Here is an 18425-nt window from a genome sequence, read left to right as displayed (position 1 = left end):
CATGATATCGCTCTGACGCTCGCGCAGCGGCGGCAGGCGAACGACGTCGAAGGCCAGCCGGTCCAGCAGGTCGGCGCGAAAGGTGCCTTCATGGACCATCTGCGGCAGGTCGGCGTTTGTCGCGCACACCAGGCGGACGTTGACCTGGAGCGGCTGGCTGCCGCCCACGCGCTCAAGCTCGCCGTATTCAATCACCCGCAGCAGCTTTTCCTGCACCTGCATCGGGGCGGTCGCCAGCTCATCGAGGAACAGCGTCCCGCCGTCGGCGCGTTCAAACCGTCCAGGATGCCGCTTCTGCGCGCCGGTAAACGCGCCAGCCTCATGGCCAAACAGCTCCGAGTCCAGCAGGTTTTCATTGAGTGCGGCGCAGTTCAGGGAGATAAACGGCCCCTGCCAGCGGGCGGAGAGAAAGTGCAGGCGGCTGGCGATAAGCTCTTTACCGGTACCGCGCTCGCCGATGACCAGCACCGGTTTATCCAGCGGCGCTAGCCGTGACACGTGCTCCAGCACCTCAACAAAACTGTTTGCCTGACCGAGCAGGTTGTCCTTGTATTCTGCCATGATGAAAACGACCACTTGTTAGTGAAAATCACCAGGTTACTGTAGCGGGTGTTTGGCGATAATTCAATCACGTCTTTATAAATCAATCAGATAAAAAGTTGGCACGGGAATTGTATTAACGTATCAGCAGGGCCTGGCCCGACAACAGAACTATGAGGATTGAATAATGGGTATTTTTTCTCGTTTTGCCGATATCGTGAACGCCAACATCAACGCGCTGCTGGAGAAAGCGGAAGACCCGCAGAAGCTGGTGCGTCTGATGATCCAGGAAATGGAAGACACGCTGGTTGAAGTACGTTCAACGTCAGCCCGCGCGCTGGCGGAAAAGAAACAGCTGAGCCGCCGTATTGAGCAGGCGAATGCGCAGCAGGCCGAATGGCAGGAAAAAGCTGAGCTGGCGCTGCGTAAAGATAAAGACGATCTGGCGCGTGCCGCGCTGATTGAAAAGCAAAAGCTGACCGACGTCATTTCCACACTGGAAAATGAGGTCACGCTGGTGGATGAAACCCTGACCCGCATGAAAAAGGAGATCGCCGAGCTGGAGAATAAGCTCAGCGAAACCCGCGCCCGCCAGCAGGCGTTGACGCTGCGTCACCAGGCTGCCAGCTCTTCCCGTGACGTTCGCCGTCAGCTTGATAGCGGTAAAATTGATGAAGCGATGGCGCGTTTTGAATCTTTCGAGCGCCGTATCGATCAGATGGAAGCCGAGGCGGAAAGCCACAGCTTTGGTAAGCAGAAGACGCTGGACCAGCAGTTTGCCGAGCTGAAAGCGGATGATGAAATCAGCGTGCAGTTGGCTGAGCTGAAAGCCAAAATGAAACAGGACAACCAATAATCATTCCCGGGCGGCACCCGACGACGCGTGCCGCTGCTCATCATCTGTAAGGAGTACTCATGAGCGCGCTTTTTCTTGCCATACCGCTGACCTTGTTCGTGCTGTTTGTCCTGCCGGTCTGGCTGTGGCTGCACTACAGCAACCGTTCCCGCGGCGGCGAGCTGTCGCAAAACGAGCAACAGCGGCTGGCGCAACTGACCGATGAGGCTACGCGTATGCGCGAGCGTATTCAGGCGCTGGAAGACATTCTGGATGCCGAGCATCCGAACTGGAGAGAAAAATAATGTCCGGACTCGATTTATCTAAAAAGCTGTGGCGCATTCCGCAGCAGGGCATGGTGAAGGGCGTCTGCGCCGGGATCGCGCAGTACCTTGGCGTACCGGTGAAGCTGGTGCGCATCATCACCGTCCTGGCCATGCTGTTTGGGCTGTTTTTCTTCGTGGTCGTGGCCTACATCATTCTGACCTTTGCGCTGGATCCGATGCCGGAAGGGGCAATGTCGGACGCGAATGCCCCGAGCAACAGCGATCTGCTCGACAACGTCGACGCCGTACTGGCCGCTGGTGAACAGCGTCTGCGCGAGATGGAGCGCTACGTGACGTCCGATACCTTTACGCTGCGCAGCCGTTTTCGCCAGCTATAACTGAAGCGAGACTGTAAGATGACGACATACTGGCAGCGTGCCGGACGGAAGGTCAAACCCGGCCTGAAAATCGCGGGTAAGCTGGCGCTGCTGGCCGCGCTGCGTTATGGCCCTGCGGGCGTTGCCGGGTGGGCCGTGAAATCAGTGGCAAAGCGGCCGTTGAAAATGCTGCTGGCGGTGGCGCTGGAGCCGCTGCTGGCGAAACTTGCCGGCCGCCTTGCGCGCGGCATGAAATAGCCCCCATATCATTCACAATGCGTACAGGTGTTGCATCTGTACGTATTGTCCCCATGTAATATTCTTACACCAGGTCTTTTCCTTCAGGGCACAACAGGATGGCGATGAAGCGACTCAAAAACGAACTCAATGCACTGGTAAACCGCGGCGTTGACCGTCATTTGCGTCTGGCGGTGACAGGTCTTAGCCGCAGCGGCAAGACGGCGTTCATTACGGCGATGGTCAATCAACTGCTTAATGTTCATGCTGGCGCTCGCCTGCCGCTGCTCAGCGCCGTGCGCGAGGAGCGCTTGCTGGGCGTAAAACGCGTCCCGCAGAAGGACTTTGGCATTCCGCGTTTTACCTATGATGAAGGGCTGGCGCAGCTTTACGGAACGCCGCCGAGCTGGCCGACGCCGACGCGCGGGGTCAGCGAAATTCGCCTCGCGCTGCGCTACCGCTCTGACGATTCGCTGTTGCGCCACTTTAAGGATACCTCGACGCTGTATCTGGAGATTGTCGATTACCCGGGCGAATGGCTGCTCGATTTACCCATGCTGGCGCAGGACTACCTGACCTGGTCGCGGCAGATGACCGGCCTGTTGCAGGGGCAGCGTGGAGAATGGTCCGCTCGCTGGCGGCAGTTGTGTGAAGGGCTCGACCCGTTAGCGCCCGCCGACGAAAATCGTCTGGCGGAGATTGCGCAGGCGTGGACCGACTATCTGCACGCCTGCAAGCAGGAAGGGCTGCACTTTATTCAACCCGGACGCTTCGTGCTGCCCGGCGACATGGCGGGCGCGCCAGCGCTGCAGTTTTTTCCGTGGCCGGATGTCGATGCCGCAGGCGAGGCCCGGCTGGCGCAGGCGGATAAACACACCAACGCCGGGATGCTGCGTGCGCGCTTTAACTACTACTGTGAACATGTGGTGAAAGGGTTCTATAAAAACCACTTTTTACGCTTTGACCGCCAGATTGTGCTGGTGGACTGCCTGCAGCCGCTCAACAGCGGGCCGCAGGCGTTCAACGATATGCGGCTTGCATTGACGCAGTTGATGCAAAGCTTCCACTACGGCCAGCGTACGCTGTTCCGGCGGCTTTTTTCCCCGGTGATCGACAAACTGCTGTTTGCCGCGACCAAAGCCGACCATGTGACCGTCGATCAGCACAGCAACATGGTTTCACTGCTGCAACAGCTTATTCAGGATGCCTGGCAGAATGCGGCCTTTGAGGGCATCAGCATGGACTGTCTGGGCCTTGCCTCCGTGCAGGCCACACAGAGCGGCATCATCGAGGTCGACGGGGAAAAAATCCCGGCGCTGCGCGGCGCGCGCCTGCGTGATGGTCATCCGCTGACGGTTTACCCGGGCGAGGTCCCGGCCCGTCTGCCGGGGCAGGCGTTCTGGGAACAGCAGGGGTTTCAGTTTGAAGCCTTTCGGCCGCAGGTCATGGATGTCGATAAACCGTTGCCGCATATCCGTGTGGATGCGGCCCTTGAGTTTTTGTTAGGAGATAAATTGCGATGAGCGACCCGTTAAAACCGCGAATCGACTTCGACGGTCCGCTGGAAGCGGAAAAACAGCCGCAGTTTAAAACGGCTCAGACGTTTGCCGGGGAGGAAGCGCAGTCGTTTTCACCGGCGCGGGTGGATTCCCCGCTTGAGGACGAAGGCCCGGCGGAGATTGCGTTCGACGCGGCGCTGCGACCCAAACGCAGCCTGTGGCGGCGGATGGTGACCGCAGGGCTGGCGCTGTTTGGCATAAGCGTAGTGGCGCAGGGCGTACAGTGGACGGTGAACGCCTGGCAAACCCAGGACTGGGTCGCGCTGGGCGGTTGCGCCGCCGGTGCATTGATCGTCGGGGCGGGCGTCGGCTCGGTGGTGACCGAATGGCGTCGGCTGTGGCGCTTACGCCAGCGGGCGCAGGAGCGTGATGAGGCGCGGGATCTACTGCACAGCCATGGCATCGGTAAGGGACGGGCGTTTTGTGAGCAGCTTGCGCGCCAGGCCAATATCGATCAGTCCCATCCGGCGCTCCAGCGCTGGTACGCGGCTATCCACGAGACGCAAAACGATCGCGAGGTCGTGACCCTGTATGCCCATCTGGTGCAGCCGGTGCTGGATGCCCAGGCGCGTCGCGAGATCAGCCGCTCGGCGGCGGAATCAACGCTGATGATTGCCGTCAGCCCGCTGGCGCTGGTGGATATGGCGTTTATCGCCTGGCGCAACCTGCGATTGATTAACCGCATCGCGATGCTCTACGGCATTGAGCTCGGTTATTACAGCCGTTTACGTCTCTTTCACCTGGTGCTGCTGAATATTGCGTTTGCGGGCGCCAGCGAGTTGGTGCGTGAGGTGGGGATGGACTGGATGTCGCAGGATCTGGCGGCCCGTCTGTCCGCCCGCGCCGCGCAGGGCATTGGCGCGGGGCTGTTGACCGCGCGTCTGGGCATTAAAGCGATGGAGGTCTGTCGACCGCTGCCGTGGATCGACAACGACAAGCCGAAGCTCGGGGATTTCCGCCGCGAACTGGTCGGGCAGCTCAAAGAGACGCTGAGCAAACGTCCTTCCTGATGACACGCCCGAACAGACGTTATGCGGCGCATAATATCTGTTCGGGTCTTACCACGACATTACCAGATGTAACCCACCGCAAATCCCGCGTAGAGCTCGCCCTGGTGCTGGACAAGAGGGCTGTCTGCGATGCCCTTATCGTAGTATTCATAGTTAGCGGCAAACATCCCGACCCACTGAGGGCTGAAGCGATAGCTGGTGATGATACCGACCATCGGTGAGAAGGTGGTACCTGTGTCCCATGCCGGGCGTTGGGCGGTGGCCTCACTCTCAGAAACCCCGCCAAAGTAGTAGTTAGCCATTTTATCGCTGCGAATCATGAGCCCCATACCGGGCATGACGAGTAATTTGTCCATCACGACCGGAAAATCCGCCCACAGCAGCAGCTCCTGGCCGTTGCTTCGTCCTGTCACATCCGTGCTGATTCTGGCGCTCAGTAGCGCATAAGGGGTGATGATACTGGCGCCGACACCGGCTTCGAGTTCCCATTCTCGCTTTTCCATTCCCTTGAAAGCCGCTTCGTCATTGGGGTCCAGGTTGCCGAATCGCAATCGGCCGTAGCCATAGGCGGCGAAGGTATCGTCCTTGTGGAAATAGTAACGCGCCCGGTCACCCAGAAACATAAACTGTTCACCAAAATAGACGGCGCCGGGCACGATATACGTCGTATTGTCCTGCGCCTGGTAGCGCGCCTGACCGCTGATGACGGCGCTTCCCAGCACCAGCCCTGTCGGAACCGGACTGTCAGGATTGTCCTGAGCAAATAAATCGAGTGAACCGAGCTCAACATCTGCGCGGGCGGAAGGGCAAAGTACAAGCGGCAGCAGTATACTGAGTGCAATGGAACGCGGCGGGAATCCCCTCATTACATCTCCGGAGTGAGGTGGGAACAGTGGTCTGTTACGGGTCTTATTGACCCGGAAAAATACCACGATGTTACGGTAGCTTCCAAATGAAAACGTTCATAAAACATAATCCGTTTTCCGCCAGACCGCTGTCCGTCAGTGATAGGATAAACGAGCGCCACCTGGCTGGCGGACGCGGCAACTGCCCCTGGCGCGAAACGGCGCAGATGCATCGCTACTGTCAATACTACCGTTAAACGGGGAGGCCGATACCATGGCACAACACGCGAGGGGAGCCAGGCCCGGCATCTCCGATTTACTGGCTGGCGTCACGGCGGCGGCCGTCGTGTTGCCCAAAGCCATGGCCTATGCCACCGTCGCTGGCCTGCCTGTCGCGACCGGTCTCTACACGGCGTTTGTCCCGGTGTTGCTTTACGCCATGCTGGGATCATCCCGGGTACTGAGCGTGAGCTCAACCAGTACGCTCGCCATCCTGACGGCGACCCAGCTCGCTTTAGTGGTGCCGGATGGCGACCCGGGGCGGTTGTTAACGGTGACGGCCACCCTGACGGTACTCGTGGGCGCGATTCTGATGCTGGCGGCGGCGCTGCGGCTTGGGTTTGTGGCCAGTTTCATTTCCCTGCCTGTTCTGGTGGGGTTCAGAAGCGGCATCGGGCTGGTCATTATCCTGGATCAGCTGCCAAAGGTGTTCGGGATACATATCCATAAAGAGAATTTCTTTATGGATCTCTTCCACCTGATCCAGGCGCTGCCGGGGACGTCATGGTTGACGCTGGCGGTTGCCCTCGCCACCCTGGTGATACTGGTCGTGATGGAGCGGCGTTTTCCGCATTCGCCGGCGCCGCTGCTGGGCGTCGGCGCCGGGATCGCGCTGGTCTGGGGATGGGGGCTTAATGAGGCTGGCGTCTCTATCATCGGAACCATTCCTACCGGGCTCCCCGGCTTGACCCTGCCCGATATGGCGCTGGTGCTGCAACTGTTGCCAGGGGCTACAGGGATTGCCCTGATGAGTTTTACCGAGACTATTGCCGCCGGTCGGGCCTTTGTGGGGAAAGATGAACCGGAGATAGCGCCCAACCGCGAACTGGTGGCGACCGGGCTTGCCAATCTCGGCGGGGCCTTTTTTGGCAGTATGCCTGCGGGGGGAGGAACCTCCCAGACGGCGGTGATTCGTTCCGTCGGCGGAAAGTCGCAGTGGGCCAGCGTGGTCACCGCCGCGATGGCGCTGGCGACCATGGTTTTCCTCGCGCCGCTGTTATCCTGGTTGCCTCATGCAACACTGGCGGTGGTGGTCATTGTCTATTCGGTGGGCCTTATTCAGCCGGAGGAGTTTCGCCGGATAGGTCGGATCCGCATGATGGAGCTCCGCTGGGCCGTCATCGCCTGCCTGGGGGTGCTGCTGTTTGGTACCCTGCAAGGGATTGTTGTCGCCATCCTGGCCTCCCTGCTGGGGCTGGCGAGCCAGACGGCGCAGCCCCAGGTATATGTCATCGGACGTAAACCGGGCGCCGATGTGTTGCGTCCGCTCTCCGGGCTTCACCCCAAGGATGAGACGATCCCGGGGTTGCTGATCGTGCGACCGGAAGGGCGTCTTTTCTTTATTAATGTCCAGTATGTGGCATCCCGAATCCGCCAACTGATTGAGTCTGAGGCTCCCCGGGTGGTGGTGCTGGACATGAGCCGGGTGCCGGACGTGGAATATTCAGCGCTGGTCATGTTGATGGAGAAAGAGCAGCGGGTGCGGGACGCGGGAACCGATTTCTGGCTGGCCGGACTCAATCCCGGCGTGCTTGACAACGTGCGTCGAAGCGGGCTGGCCCAGCAGTTGGGCGAAGGTCGCCTGCTGTTCAATACCCGGGCCGCTATTCGTCAGTATCAGCAGCAATATCCGGCGCAGGATAGCCGCTCCGATCAACCCTGACGGGCGAGGTTCCTGCCAGGATAAGGCCTTGTTCAATATCGGACGACGGTGTCGCAGTTTTTCAACCATGGCTCCCTACAATGTCGGGTATTTCATCAGGAGGGAGCCATGAAACCCGACAACAAAATACCCGTGCCCGACCGAATTTCCCCGCAGATGCGCGAGGTGCTTGAATTTCAGGCGTCTTTGCCGCAGCCCGCCTGCGCCGCTGACGACTATCCCGGCATGCGTCAGGCCTATAACGACGAACGGCGCTACTGGAACGAAGGCGGCCCGCAGATGCTGCGCACTGAAGATGTTCGGGTGCCAACGGGCTGGGGCCATGTTCTGACGCGAGTCCACGTGCCGCAGGCGCAGTCCGACGCCACGCTTTTCTATGTGCACGGCGGCGGGTTTATTCTCGGTAATCTGGATACGCACGATCGCATCATGCGGTTGCTGGCGCATTTCAGCGGCTGTACGGTGGTCGGTATCGACTATTCGCTCTCGCCGCAGGCGCGTTTTCCGCAGGCAATTGAAGAGATTGCGGCCGTTTGCCAGTTTTACCGCCGCCATGGCGAGCGCTACGGTCTGAACAGCGAACGCATCGGGCTGGCGGGGGATTCCGCAGGCGCGATGCTGGCGCTGGCCGCCGCGCTGTGGATTCGCGACCGGGATATCGACTGCGGCAAGATTTGCGGCCTGTTGCTGTGGTACGGGCTGTACGGATTGCAGGATTCCATGAGCCGCCGCCTTTACGGCGGCAGTTGGGATGGGCTTACACAGGGCTCCCTGGCGTCATACGACGCGGCCTATTTGCGCCACCCCGACGATCGCGAATCTCCGTATTATTGCCTGTTTAATAACGATCTCACCCATGATGTGCCGCCCTGTTTTATCGCCAGTGCGGAATTTGATCCGCTACGTGATGACAGCCTGACCCTGAGCGAAACGCTGCGCGCCCACAGGCAGCCCTGTCAGTACACTCTGTACCCTGGGGTGCTCCACGCCTTCCTGCACTATTCACGGCGGATGAACATTGCCGGAGATGCCATTCGTGATGGCGCTCACTATTTCCTGCAACAGATAAACCGCTAATTCCCCTGAAAACCAGCATGGAATGGGCTTTTTTCCGCACGCTGGTTTTTATTTTCGTTTATCGCCGAATACGCACGGTTTTACTCACGCTACATATTCTTTCTGTTCTATATTATTTCTCCAATAACCTTAACTTTAATGTGCGTTTATTGCGGCGTTATTGCGACACCGAATAAATCCCAACAGAGAATTGTTAGCTTGTAATAATGGAGTATCTATGTGTGAAGAATATGTTGATAAACCGCTTTATTTGTTAATTGCTGATTGGGTAATGGCGCAGAATCGCTGGGTCAGCGCCAAAGAAATCGCCGGACAATTCGATATTCCCCACTGCAAAGCAATAAATACCGTCTCCTATATTCTTGCCGAGGTGGGGGAAATTGAATGCGAAACGAAAACGATTCCTAACCAACTGGAGGGCAGGGGATGCCAGTGCCAGCGCCTGGTTCGGGTGCGTAAAATCAGTAAATTGCTGTATGAGCGCCTGAAGTCGCCCGCCTCGGTGAAAAGTGCGCTGTGCGCCAGTCCGTCGTCGCCGGTAGTGCCGCCAGGCGAACTGAATCGCGAGCAAAAATGGCAGTGGATGCTCTCCAAAAACTTGCGTCGATAAGATACGGGGCAATGGGAAAACAACGGAATAAGGGGCCATCACGGCCCCTTGTTGCTTGTCGATTAACGCCCCTGCCACTGCGGCGCGCGTTTTTCGGCAAACGCCAGCGGGCCTTCCGCGGCGTCGTCAGAATGCAGGACGGCCGGATAGTGTCTGAGGATGCCGCTGCGCATCAACTGGTAACCCTCCTCAATGGAGATGTCGCCGGTGGCGCGGCAGATCTCTTTGAGCGCCGCGACCGCCAGCGGCGCGCTGTCGACGATTTTAGCGGCAAGCTCGCGGGCGCTTTTCATCAGCGTATCGGCGCTGACCACGCGGTTGACAATCCCCCAGCGCAGAGCTTCTTCTGCGCTCATCCGACGTCCGGTCATCACCATCTCGTTGACGATCGCGGGCGGGAGAATTTTGGGCAGACGCAGCACGCCGCCGCTGTCCGGGACGATGCCCAGTTTGGCTTCCGGCAGGGCAAAACTGGCGTTGTCGGCGCAAACGATCATGTCGGCCGCCAGCGCCAGCTCAAAACCCCCGCCGAAGGCATAGCCGTTCACGGCGGCGATCACCGGTTTATCAAGATTGAAAATTTCGGTAAGACCGGCAAAACCGCCGGGGCCAAAGTCGGCATCCGGCGCTTCGCCATCGGCGGCGGACTTCAAATCCCAGCCTGCGGAGAAGAAGCGATCGCCCGCGCCAGTAATAATGGCGACACGCAGTGTCGGGTCGTCGCGAAATTGCAGAAAAACGTCGCCCATTTGCGCGCTGGTTTTGGCATCAATGGCGTTGGCTTTTGGCCTGTCGAGAACAATTTCCAGAATCCCGCCATTGCGAGTCAGATGTAGTGAGTCGCTCATATTTTTATTCCTTGCGTCATGTCGTTATTTCAAATATTTCTTGATCACTTTTCCCGAACAATTGCGCGGTAAGTCCTGGCGAATTTCCATCAGCGACGGCACCTTGAATTTCGCCATATTTATTTCGCAATAGCGGAAAAATTCGTCTTCGCTAAGCGTTTCGCCCTCGTTCAGGACGATAAAGGCCTTAATGGCCTGATCGCGGATCGCATCCGGGACGCCGACAATCGCGATATCCTGAATTTTCGGGTGCGAGGAGAGGATATTTTCAATTTCGCTACAGGAGACATTTTCGCCGCCGCGTTTGAGAATATTGCTGCTGCGGTCGACAAAATAAAAATAGCCTTCTTCGTCGCAATAACCATAATCGCCGGTATGCAGCCAGCCGTTGTCCCAGACCTGCGCGGTGGCCTCCGGCTGATTGTAATAGGCTTTAAACAGCGTTTTTCCCGGCTCGCCCTTAACGCAAATTTCACCAATCTGCCCGGCCGCCAGCTCCCGGTTCTGACCGTCGCGGATCTGCGCTTCATAGCAAAACCCCGGGCGACCGATAGACGGCCAGCGCCGTTTATCGCCGGGGCGGTCGCCAATCAGGCCGACGATGGTTTCCGTCATACCGTATGACGTCAGCAGCCGGACGCCGAAACGTTGGATAAAACGCTCTTTCTCCTCAAAAGAGAGGTTGAGATAGAACAGCACCTCGCGTAGCCGATGGCGCTTTTCATCTGCGGCGGGCGGCTGCGCCATCAACGTACGGATCATCATCGGGATGCATTCGGTGACAGTGGCCTGCCAGGTCAGAATCTGTCGCCAGAAGGCGCGGGCGCTGTACTTTTCCAGCAGTACAAAGGTTGCGCCCGCGGAAAAGGCCGCCATCGCGGCGGTGCACTGGCAGTCGATATGAAAAGCGGGCATGACGGTGAGGTAAACATCGTCGCTGCGAAGCGCGCATTGCCAGGCGGTGTAATACCCGGCAAAACGCAGGTTGTAGTGGGTAATCACCACGCCTTTGGGACGTGACGTGGTGCCGGAGGTGAACAGGATTTCCGCCGTATCCTCAGCGCTGAGCGGGACGACGTGGGTGAGCGTCGTCGGCTGCCGGGCCTTGAGCTGCAGGAAGTCGAGCGTGTGCGCGCAGGGCGTAAACGCCGCGTCGCTGATGAGCAGAATACCTTCCAGCGAGGTGCTGTTTTGCGCAAGTATTTGCTGCCAGGCCGGCCAGAAGTTAAGGGTCGTCACGACTAACCGTGCATCACAGTGTTGTACAAGCCAGGTACATTCATCACGTAGCAGCCGGGCGTTGATGGGCACCATTACGGCGCCAATTTTCGCCAGCCCGAACCAGCAAAAAATGAATTCAGGACAGTTATCCAGGTGCAACGCGACCTTGTCCCCTTTTCGTATCCCGAGCGACCAGAAAAGATTGGCGGTACGGTTCATGTTTTCATTAAGGCTGGTGTAGCTGAACTGCTGTGCTTCACCCTGCGCGGACTCAAAAATGAGCGCTGTTTTATCGCCGTAAACGTCAGCTAAATCGTCCCACATCTGACGCAAATTTTGTCCACCAATAACATCCATCGGACGCTTATCCTGTTCTCCATCGCTGGATATTCAAACCGGGGCGAGCCCGGTTTGAACCCTCCGGGCGATTACTCCTCTGTTTTGGCCAGCCCTTTTTCGACCAGCCCCCTGATGTCGGCCTCGCTGTAGCCGATGTTTTGCAAAATGGCGGCGGTGTCCATGCCGTGAGACGGCATACCACGCCAGATCTGGCCCGGGTTGTTTTTGAATTTCGGCATCACGTTCGGGCCTTTGCAACTGCGGCCGTCCTGGGTCTGCCAGTGGGTGATCGATTCGCGGGCCACGTACTGCGGATTGCTTTCAAGCTCGGGAATGGTCAGGACTTTAGCGCAGGCGATATTCAGCTCGGCAAAGCGTTCCAGCACTTGCGCGATGGTGTGGGCAGCAAGCCAGGCATCAAGCTTCTCCTCCACCAGCGGGCCGTACGGACACTCCACCCGGTGGATAAGCTGGGTGCCTTCCGGGACTTCCGGGGTACCGAGCAGGTGGGCCAGACCGATATCCTTAAACATCTCCTGAATTTGGTTAATCCCGACCAGCTCCATCACGATGTAGCCATCGCGACAGGTGTACAGGCCGCATCCGGCGTAGTACGGGTCTTTGCCTTTGGTCATGCGCGGGCAAATTTCACCGCCGTTGAAGTAATCCATCATGAAGTACTGGCCCATCCGCAGCATCACTTCGTACATGGCGATATCGATGCTTTCGCCTTTTCCGGTCTGACGCGCTTTGTACAATGCGGCAAGGGCGGAGGTGGTGGCGGTCATCCCGGAGAAATAGTCTGCGGTATAGGGGAAGGCGGGCATCGGCTGGTCTTTATCGCCGTTTTGAATCAGATAGCCGCTGAAGGCCTGAGCGATGGTGTTGTAGGCCGGTAAGTTGGTGTACTGCGGATCTCCGTATTGCCCAAAACCGGAAAGATGGGCGATAACGAGCTTAGGGTTGCGCTCCCAGAGCACCTCGTCGGTGATACCCCGGCGGGCAAACGCCGGTCCTTTACTGGCCTCGATGAAAATATCGGTGGTTTCCATTAGTTTCAGAAACGCATCGCGGCCTTCGTCTTTGAAAATATTGAGCGACAGCGCCCGCAGATTGCGGCGCGATAGCTGCGGGTAGTTAGGCTGAACGCGGATAGTGTCGGCCCAGGCGACGTTTTCAATCCAGATAACTTCAGCCCCCCATTCGGCGAACATTTGTCCGGCAAACGGTCCGGCAATTTCAATCCCGGAGAAGACAACGCGCAGCCCGGAAAGCGGGCCAAATTCTGGCATGGGTAAATGAGCGGTCATAGCATCACCTCGTAAATGGCGTCCCTGGAGCCTCTGCCGGGAGGGCAGAGGCCCATCATCAATCGGTTAGCGATACTGCTTCAGAACCGACCGGCCCAGCGTCAGGATCTGCATTTCGTCCGAGCCGCCCGATACGCGGTCCACGCGCAGGTCGCGCCAGAAACGGCTAATGCGGTGGTTACCGGCGATACCAACACCGCCCAGCACCTGCATGGCGGTATCGACAACTTCAAACGCCGCGTTGGCGCAGAAGTATTTGCACATCGCCGCATCGCCGGAGGTGATGGTGCCGTTGTCGCTTTTCCACGCAGCCTCATACAGCATATTTTTCATGGCGTTAAGCTTGATGGCCATGTGGGCGAATTTCTCCTGGATCAGCTGGAAGCGGCCGATCGTCTCACCGAACTGCACGCGCTGGTTGGCGTAGCGCGCCGCATCTTCAAAGGCGCACATCGCGGTGCCGTAGTTGGTGAGGGCGACCAGGAAGCGTTCATGATCGAATTCTTCTTTTACCCGGTTAAAACCGTTGCCTTCGCGGCCGAACATGTCGGTTTCATCCAGCTCGACGTTATCGAAGGTGAGTTCGCAGCAGCTGTCCATGCGCAGACCCAGCTTCTCAAGTTTGTTCACCTTGATGCCCGGCTTGCTCATGTCGAGGCACCACTCGGTGAAAATCGGCTTATCCGGGGATGCGGCATCGCGCGCCATCACGACGACATAAGGGGTGTAAGCGCTGCTGGTGATAAAGCACTTACTGCCAGTAAGATAAACCTTACCATTTTTACGGGTATACGTAGTTTGCAAACTGCCGACATCGGAACCAGCGCCCGGTTCGGTGATGGCGGAGTTCCACATCTGCTTGCCGGTGCCGCGAAACGCCATGATGCGGTCTATCTGCTCCGGCGTGCCTTCGCGCAGGAAGGTGTTGAAACCGCCAGGCAACTGGTAGAGCACATAGGTTGGCGCCCCGAGGCGGCCAAGTTCCATCCACACCGCCGCGACGGTGACGAAACCGGCGTCCAGCCCGCCGTGTTCTTCAGGGATGAGCAGGCTGTCGATGCCCATGTCCGCCAGCGCTTTGACGAAACGTTCCGGGTAGATGCTGTCGCGGTCGCATTCGGCGAAATAGGCCTCCCAGTTTTCGCTGGCCATCAGTTCACGGATACCCGCGACAAACAGTTCCTGCTCATCATTCAGTCTAAAATCCATCTCAATAACCTCTTAGCATGTCGTTGTAATACCAGGGACGCAGCCCAATGAGAGTCAATCTTTCCAGTTCACTTTGGCGTCTTTAATGAAGGAGAGCGTGACCATAATGTTGACGAAGAACAGCGGACAACCACCGGCGATAATCGCCGTCTGAATCGGCTTCAGGCCGCCGAGCGCCAGCAGAATAATGCCGATGACGCCCACCAGAACCGACCAGCCGATACGCACCAGCAGCGGGGGCTCGTCACCGTCTTTCACTGCCCGGCAGGTGGACATCGCCAGGGTGTAGGAGCAGGCGTTAATCAGCGTCACGGTGGCGATAAAGCACAGAATGAAGAATCCCCACATGGTGGCGGTCTGTAAGGGGAGCGCGGCCCAGGTCTCGATAATGGCGCGCGGGACGCCGTGTTGCTTAATCAGCTCCGGGATATTGATGATATTGCTATCAATCAACTGCAATGTGTTGCTGCCCAGAATGGTCCACAGCAGCCAGGTCGCCGCCGTCAGACCGGCGACCATGCCGAGGCACAGTTCGCGAACGGTACGGCCTTTGGAAATACGGGCCAGGAAGATGCTCATCTGAATGGCGTAAATAACCCACCAGGCCCAGTAGAAAACGGTCCAACCCTGCGGGAAGCCGCTTTTGCCGATAGGATCGGTGTAAAACAGCATGCGCGGCAGGTACATCAGCAGCGTGCCGACCGAATCGGTAAAGTAATTCATGATGAAGCTGGCGCCGCTGACGATGAATACCCAGCCGAGGATCAGGAAGCTCAGGTAGCTGCGCACATCGCTGGCGATTTTGATCCCTTTTTGCAGGCCGCAGGCCACGCAGATGGCGTTAAGCACTATCCAGCAGGCGATGATGATAGCATCCAGCTCAAGGGTATGCGGAATACCGAACAGGAACTGCATACACTCGGTCACCAGGGGTGTCGCGAGCCCTAAGCTGGTACCCATAGCGAAGATCAGGGCGACTAAATAGAAGTTGTCGATAACCGTACCCAACAGCCCGTTGGCGCGTTTTTCGCCCACCAGTGGAATCAGCGTGCTGCTCGGGCGGATGACCTCCATTTTGCGGACAAAGAAGAAGTAGGCGAAGGCCACCGAGAGGAAGCTGTAGGTCGCCCAGGGCAGCGGCCCCCAGTGCAGCAGACTGTAGGCGAGACCGAGCTCTTTGGCCTGCATGGAGTAGGGCGCCAGACCAAACGGCGGGTTGGAGATGTAGTAGTAGATCTCAATCGATCCCCAGAACAGCACGGCGGCCGAGGTACAGGAGGCGAACATCATAAAAATCCAGCTGGCGGTGCTGAACTCCGGCGGTTCGTCGCCGAGACGCTTTTTCGCATAACGGCCAAACACCAGCCAGAACCAGCCGCCGAACATGATGACCATGTACCACTCGAAGGCCCAGCCCCAGACGTTAGTGACGTAGCTGAAGACGGCGTTAATCACGTTGTTCGCTGCATCCAGATCGCGAACTGTTAACCAACAAAGAATGCCAACAACAATCAATGGCGGGAAAAACACTTTAGGTTCTATTCCCGTTTTTTTCTTTTCTTTGCTCATAGGTAAATTCCAATTTTTTGGCACATTACGATGATCTCTACGTAATTCACTGGTGTGTTGCTTTTTTGTTAATTCAATAATAAAGGGATGTTAGGTACTTTACGTGCTGTAGATATAAAACTGACATTCATGATGAATATTGGCTAAACGCAATTCTGTTATAGCGATCACATTCCATCCTGCACTGCTTTTTGACGTTTTTATGCTTTGTATTTTTGTTGTTTATATTCTTTAAAAACAGTGCATTATGTTCTTTGTGTGTGCTGGCTAGTCAAGCCAGGTTTCAATATTGGTGAGGAAGGTAGCAATATTGAACGTCAGTTTTTTTTAAATTATCGATGTGTTCAATATTGGTGATTCAGGTTTTATTTTTGGCCGTTTTTGTATGTTAATCATATATTCCATTGGGGTATCCAATGACGTATTTATCGATATTTCAGGAGATGTAATGAATATTATTACATGCTATAAGTGTGTTCCCGATGAACAGGATATTGCCGTTAACAGCGCCGACGGCTCGCTCGATTTTTCCCGCGCGGACGGCAAAATCAGTCAGTACGATCTGAACGCCATTGAAGCGGCGGTTCAACTCAAAGCGCAGCAGCCGGAGGCTAAAATCGTCGCGCTGAGCGTGGGCGGCGCGGCGCTGAATAACGCGAAAGGGCGCAAGGATGTGCTCTCCCGCGGACCGGACGAACTGGTGGTGGTGGTTGATGAGCAGTTCGAACATGCGCTGCCGCAGCAGACCGCCAGCGGGCTTGCGGCGGCGGCGAATAAAATTGGCTTCTCCTTAATGCTCTGCGGCGATGGCTCAGCCGATCTGTATGCCCAGCAGGTGGGCCTGCTGGTGGGAGAAGCGCTACACATCCCTGCGCTCAACGGGATTAAAAAAATCCTCGCGTTAACCCCGGAATCCATCACGGTTGAGCGTGAGCTTGAGGATGAAAGTGAAACGCTGACTGTCCCGCTTCCCGCGGTGATTGCGGTCTCGACCGACATTAACGCCCCGCAGATCCCTTCGATGAAAGCCATTCTCAATGCGGCGAAGAAACCGGTGCAGGCCTGGAGCGCGGCTGATCTCAGCATTGGCGAGACGACGGCGCTGTCCTCGCAGCAGGTTGCCGCGCCGAAACAGAAGGTGCGCCAGCGGATCATTATCGAGGGGGACGGCGACGATCAGATAGCCGCGTTCGCCGACCACCTGCGCAAAATCATCAAATAAAGGGAGAGGTTATGAGCACGTTTTCATCCGTATGGGTATTCAGCGACACCTTGTCCCGACTGCCGGAACTGATGGGGGGCGCCCGCGTCCTGGGGGAAAAAGTCCAGGTCTTTACACTGAACGCGGAGCAGAGCAGCGCCGCCTTCCAGCTTGGCGCGCACGGCGTCTGGCAGCTTGAGGGAAAACCGGACGACCGAATTGTTGAAGACTACGCCGACACGGTAATCAGCACGCTGCAAGGGCACAGCGACGGCGGACTGGTGCTACTGCCCAACAGCCGCCGGGGTAAACTGCTGGCCGCACGGCTGGGCGCGCGCCTTGGCGCCGCCGTTGCCAACGACGCGACCATGCTTGCGGTCGACGGCGGCGCGCTGGTCGCCAGACATATGGTGTACGGCGGGCTGGCGTTTGGCGTCGAAACGCTGCACTCCGAGTACTGCGTCGCCACGCTCACCACTGGCGCATTTGACGCGATGCAGCCGGATACCTCGCTCTGCGGCACCGCACAGCCAGCGGCATGGATAGCGCCGAAGTACAGTGTCGTGCGTACTGCTGTTCAGGCCAGGGAAAGCAACGCGGTGGATCTGGACAAAGCGCGTCTGGTGGTGAGCGTCGGGCGCGGTATCGGCAGCAAAGAGAATATCAGCCTCGCCGCTGAGCTCTGTAGCGCCATTGGCGCAGAACTTGCCTGCTCCCGCCCGGTGGCGGAGAACGAAAAGTGGATGGAGCATGAGCGCTATGTCGGTATCTCTAACCTGATGCTGAAACCTGAGCTGTATCTGGCAGTGGGGATTTCCGGGCAAATTCAGCACATGGTCGGGGCCAACGGCGCGCAGACCATCGTCGCCATCAACAAAGACAAGAATGCGCCCATTTTCCAGTATGCGGACTACGGCATCGTCGGCGATCTCTTTAAGATCCTGCCAGCCTTAACCCGCCAACTGGCGAGCTAATCTCACCTGGCGAGGCCAGCGATGCGCTTCGCCGTTTTACTGCAAGTCGTGGAGTGGTTATGTCCGAAGATGTCTTCGATGCCATTGTGGTGGGGGCCGGTCTGGCGGGCTGCGTTGCGGCGCTGGTGCTCGCCAGAGAAGGGGCGCAGGTATTACTGATCGAACGTGGTAACACCGCGGGCGGGAAAAACGTCACCGGCGGGCGGATGTACGCGCACAGCCTTGAGCGCATTATTCCGGGTTTTGCCGAAAACGCGCCGGTGGAGCGGGTGATCACCCGGGAAAAACTCTCCTTTCTGACCGGGACGCGGGCGATGACCGTCGATTACCAGAACGGCGAGGCGTGGGCGCCCGGCGAGGTCTCCTGGTCGGTGCTGCGCAGCAAATTTGACGCCTGGCTGATGGAGCAGGCGGAAAACGCGGGCGCGCAGTGCATCACCGGGATCCGCGTCGATA

Annotated in this window: 19 protein-coding genes; 12 read left to right on the top strand and 7 right to left on the bottom strand. The window is 57.7% G+C overall.

Features of this window, described 5'->3' with window-relative positions:
- On the bottom strand, positions 1-576 hold a 576-nt coding region (locus JO226_RS15935), incomplete at its 3' end, for a sigma 54-interacting transcriptional regulator (RefSeq protein ID WP_293602517.1).
- 151 nt (positions 577-727) lie between these two features.
- On the opposite strand from JO226_RS15935, the gene pspA reads away from it, so the two are divergent.
- The 6 genes from pspA to JO226_RS15905 all read left to right on the top strand — a co-directional run bounded on the left by pspA (position 728) and on the right by JO226_RS15905 (position 4824).
- Positions 728-1396 carry a phage shock protein PspA gene (pspA, locus tag JO226_RS15930; protein WP_293602516.1) on the top strand — a complete coding sequence of 223 codons (669 nt, stop codon included), beginning with the start codon at positions 728-730 and terminating at the stop codon, positions 1394-1396.
- A 59-nt stretch (positions 1397-1455) separates the two neighbouring features.
- Positions 1456-1680 carry an envelope stress response membrane protein PspB gene (gene pspB, locus JO226_RS15925; protein ID WP_293602515.1) on the top strand — a complete coding sequence of 75 codons (225 nt, stop codon included), beginning with the start codon at positions 1456-1458 and terminating at the stop codon, positions 1678-1680.
- On the top strand, positions 1680-2039 hold the full coding sequence (gene pspC / locus JO226_RS15920; RefSeq protein ID WP_293602514.1) for an envelope stress response membrane protein PspC: 360 nt from the start codon (positions 1680-1682) through the stop codon (positions 2037-2039). The genes pspB and pspC overlap by 1 nt, the downstream gene beginning before the upstream one ends.
- A gap of 18 nt (positions 2040-2057) precedes the next feature.
- A complete protein-coding gene (pspD, locus tag JO226_RS15915; protein WP_293602513.1) occupies positions 2058-2276 on the top strand; it encodes a phage shock protein PspD in 219 nt (72 codons plus the stop codon).
- A 104-nt stretch (positions 2277-2380) separates the two neighbouring features.
- Positions 2381-3778, top strand: a complete 1398-nt coding sequence (locus JO226_RS15910) for a YcjX family protein (RefSeq protein ID WP_293602512.1) — start codon at positions 2381-2383, stop codon at positions 3776-3778.
- Positions 3775-4824, top strand: a complete 1050-nt coding sequence (locus tag JO226_RS15905) for a YcjF family protein (RefSeq protein WP_293602511.1) — start codon at positions 3775-3777, stop codon at positions 4822-4824. The genes JO226_RS15910 and JO226_RS15905 overlap by 4 nt, the downstream gene beginning before the upstream one ends.
- A 59-nt stretch (positions 4825-4883) precedes the next feature.
- Here the strand turns inward: JO226_RS15905 and JO226_RS15900 are convergent, their stop codons facing one another.
- Entirely contained in the window at positions 4884-5690 is an 807-nt protein-coding gene (locus tag JO226_RS15900; protein ID WP_293602510.1) for a MipA/OmpV family protein, read from the bottom strand.
- 253 nt (positions 5691-5943) lie between these two features.
- On the opposite strand from JO226_RS15900, the gene JO226_RS15895 reads away from it, so the two are divergent.
- The 3 genes from JO226_RS15895 to caiF all read left to right on the top strand — a co-directional run bounded on the left by JO226_RS15895 (position 5944) and on the right by caiF (position 9298).
- On the top strand, positions 5944-7611 hold the full coding sequence (locus JO226_RS15895; protein WP_293602509.1) for a SulP family inorganic anion transporter: 1668 nt from the start codon (positions 5944-5946) through the stop codon (positions 7609-7611).
- A gap of 108 nt (positions 7612-7719) precedes the next feature.
- Positions 7720-8688, top strand: coding sequence for an acetyl esterase (aes, locus tag JO226_RS15890; RefSeq protein WP_293602508.1), 969 nt, complete (start codon positions 7720-7722; stop codon positions 8686-8688).
- A gap of 217 nt (positions 8689-8905) precedes the next feature.
- Positions 8906-9298: a carnitine metabolism transcriptional regulator CaiF gene (gene caiF, locus JO226_RS15885; RefSeq protein WP_293602507.1), complete on the top strand. Its 393-nt coding sequence runs from the start codon at positions 8906-8908 to the stop codon at positions 9296-9298.
- A 62-nt stretch (positions 9299-9360) separates the two neighbouring features.
- On the opposite strand, the gene caiD is transcribed toward caiF, so the two are convergent.
- The 5 genes from caiD to caiT all read right to left on the bottom strand — a co-directional run bounded on the left by caiD (position 9361) and on the right by caiT (position 15794).
- Complete coding sequence (gene caiD, locus JO226_RS15880; RefSeq protein WP_293602506.1) at positions 9361-10146, bottom strand: crotonobetainyl-CoA hydratase; 786 nt, start codon at positions 10144-10146, stop codon at positions 9361-9363.
- Between the two features lie 24 nt (positions 10147-10170).
- The gene (gene caiC, locus JO226_RS15875; RefSeq protein WP_293602505.1) at positions 10171-11724 is read right to left on the bottom strand and encodes a crotonobetaine/carnitine-CoA ligase; all 1554 of its coding nucleotides are present in this window, start codon (positions 11722-11724) and stop codon (positions 10171-10173) included.
- Positions 11725-11795: 71 nt separating this feature from the next.
- A complete protein-coding gene (gene caiB, locus JO226_RS15870; RefSeq protein ID WP_293602504.1) occupies positions 11796-13016 on the bottom strand; it encodes an L-carnitine CoA-transferase in 1221 nt (406 codons plus the stop codon).
- A 66-nt stretch (positions 13017-13082) separates the two neighbouring features.
- Entirely contained in the window at positions 13083-14225 is a 1143-nt protein-coding gene (gene caiA / locus JO226_RS15865) for a crotonobetainyl-CoA dehydrogenase (protein ID WP_293602503.1), read from the bottom strand.
- Between the two features lie 54 nt (positions 14226-14279).
- Positions 14280-15794, bottom strand: coding sequence for an L-carnitine/gamma-butyrobetaine antiporter (caiT, locus tag JO226_RS15860; RefSeq protein ID WP_293602502.1), 1515 nt, complete (start codon positions 15792-15794; stop codon positions 14280-14282).
- 448 nt (positions 15795-16242) lie between these two features.
- Between caiT and JO226_RS15855 the strand changes: the two genes are divergently transcribed.
- The 3 genes from JO226_RS15855 to JO226_RS15845 all read left to right on the top strand — a co-directional run.
- The gene (locus JO226_RS15855; protein ID WP_293602501.1) at positions 16243-17016 is read left to right on the top strand and encodes an electron transfer flavoprotein FixA; all 774 of its coding nucleotides are present in this window, start codon (positions 16243-16245) and stop codon (positions 17014-17016) included.
- Between the two features lie 11 nt (positions 17017-17027).
- Positions 17028-17969, top strand: a complete 942-nt coding sequence (locus JO226_RS15850; RefSeq protein WP_293602500.1) for an FAD-binding protein — start codon at positions 17028-17030, stop codon at positions 17967-17969.
- Positions 17970-18028: 59 nt separating this feature from the next.
- Positions 18029-18425, top strand: a 397-nt coding sequence (locus JO226_RS15845; RefSeq protein ID WP_293602499.1) for an FAD-dependent oxidoreductase, incomplete at its 3' end; no start/stop codon positions are given.

Source organism: Pluralibacter sp. (assembly GCF_019237635.1).
In the GTDB taxonomy this organism is placed as follows: Bacteria; Pseudomonadota; Gammaproteobacteria; order Enterobacterales; family Enterobacteriaceae; genus Enterobacter_B.
This window is presented reverse-complemented; position numbering and strand designations above follow the sequence as displayed.

Coding starts and splice junctions, on each gene's coding strand:
- pspA (WP_293602516.1), top strand. CDS start 728: ATGGGTATTTTTTCTCGTTTTGCCGATATCGTGAACGCCAACATCAAC.
- pspB (WP_293602515.1), top strand. CDS start 1,456: ATGAGCGCGCTTTTTCTTGCCATACCGCTGACCTTGTTCGTGCTGTTT.
- pspC (WP_293602514.1), top strand. CDS start 1,680: ATGTCCGGACTCGATTTATCTAAAAAGCTGTGGCGCATTCCGCAGCAG.
- pspD (WP_293602513.1), top strand. CDS start 2,058: ATGACGACATACTGGCAGCGTGCCGGACGGAAGGTCAAACCCGGCCTG.
- JO226_RS15910 (WP_293602512.1), top strand. CDS start 2,381: ATGAAGCGACTCAAAAACGAACTCAATGCACTGGTAAACCGCGGCGTT.
- JO226_RS15905 (WP_293602511.1), top strand. CDS start 3,775: ATGAGCGACCCGTTAAAACCGCGAATCGACTTCGACGGTCCGCTGGAA.
- JO226_RS15900 (WP_293602510.1), bottom strand. CDS start 5,690: ATGAGGGGATTCCCGCCGCGTTCCATTGCACTCAGTATACTGCTGCCG.
- JO226_RS15895 (WP_293602509.1), top strand. CDS start 5,944: ATGGCACAACACGCGAGGGGAGCCAGGCCCGGCATCTCCGATTTACTG.
- aes (WP_293602508.1), top strand. CDS start 7,720: ATGAAACCCGACAACAAAATACCCGTGCCCGACCGAATTTCCCCGCAG.
- caiF (WP_293602507.1), top strand. CDS start 8,906: ATGTGTGAAGAATATGTTGATAAACCGCTTTATTTGTTAATTGCTGAT.
- caiD (WP_293602506.1), bottom strand. CDS start 10,146: ATGAGCGACTCACTACATCTGACTCGCAATGGCGGGATTCTGGAAATT.
- caiC (WP_293602505.1), bottom strand. CDS start 11,724: ATGGATGTTATTGGTGGACAAAATTTGCGTCAGATGTGGGACGATTTA.
- caiB (WP_293602504.1), bottom strand. CDS start 13,016: ATGACCGCTCATTTACCCATGCCAGAATTTGGCCCGCTTTCCGGGCTG.
- caiA (WP_293602503.1), bottom strand. CDS start 14,225: ATGGATTTTAGACTGAATGATGAGCAGGAACTGTTTGTCGCGGGTATC.
- caiT (WP_293602502.1), bottom strand. CDS start 15,794: ATGAGCAAAGAAAAGAAAAAAACGGGAATAGAACCTAAAGTGTTTTTC.
- JO226_RS15855 (WP_293602501.1), top strand. CDS start 16,243: ATGAATATTATTACATGCTATAAGTGTGTTCCCGATGAACAGGATATT.
- JO226_RS15850 (WP_293602500.1), top strand. CDS start 17,028: ATGAGCACGTTTTCATCCGTATGGGTATTCAGCGACACCTTGTCCCGA.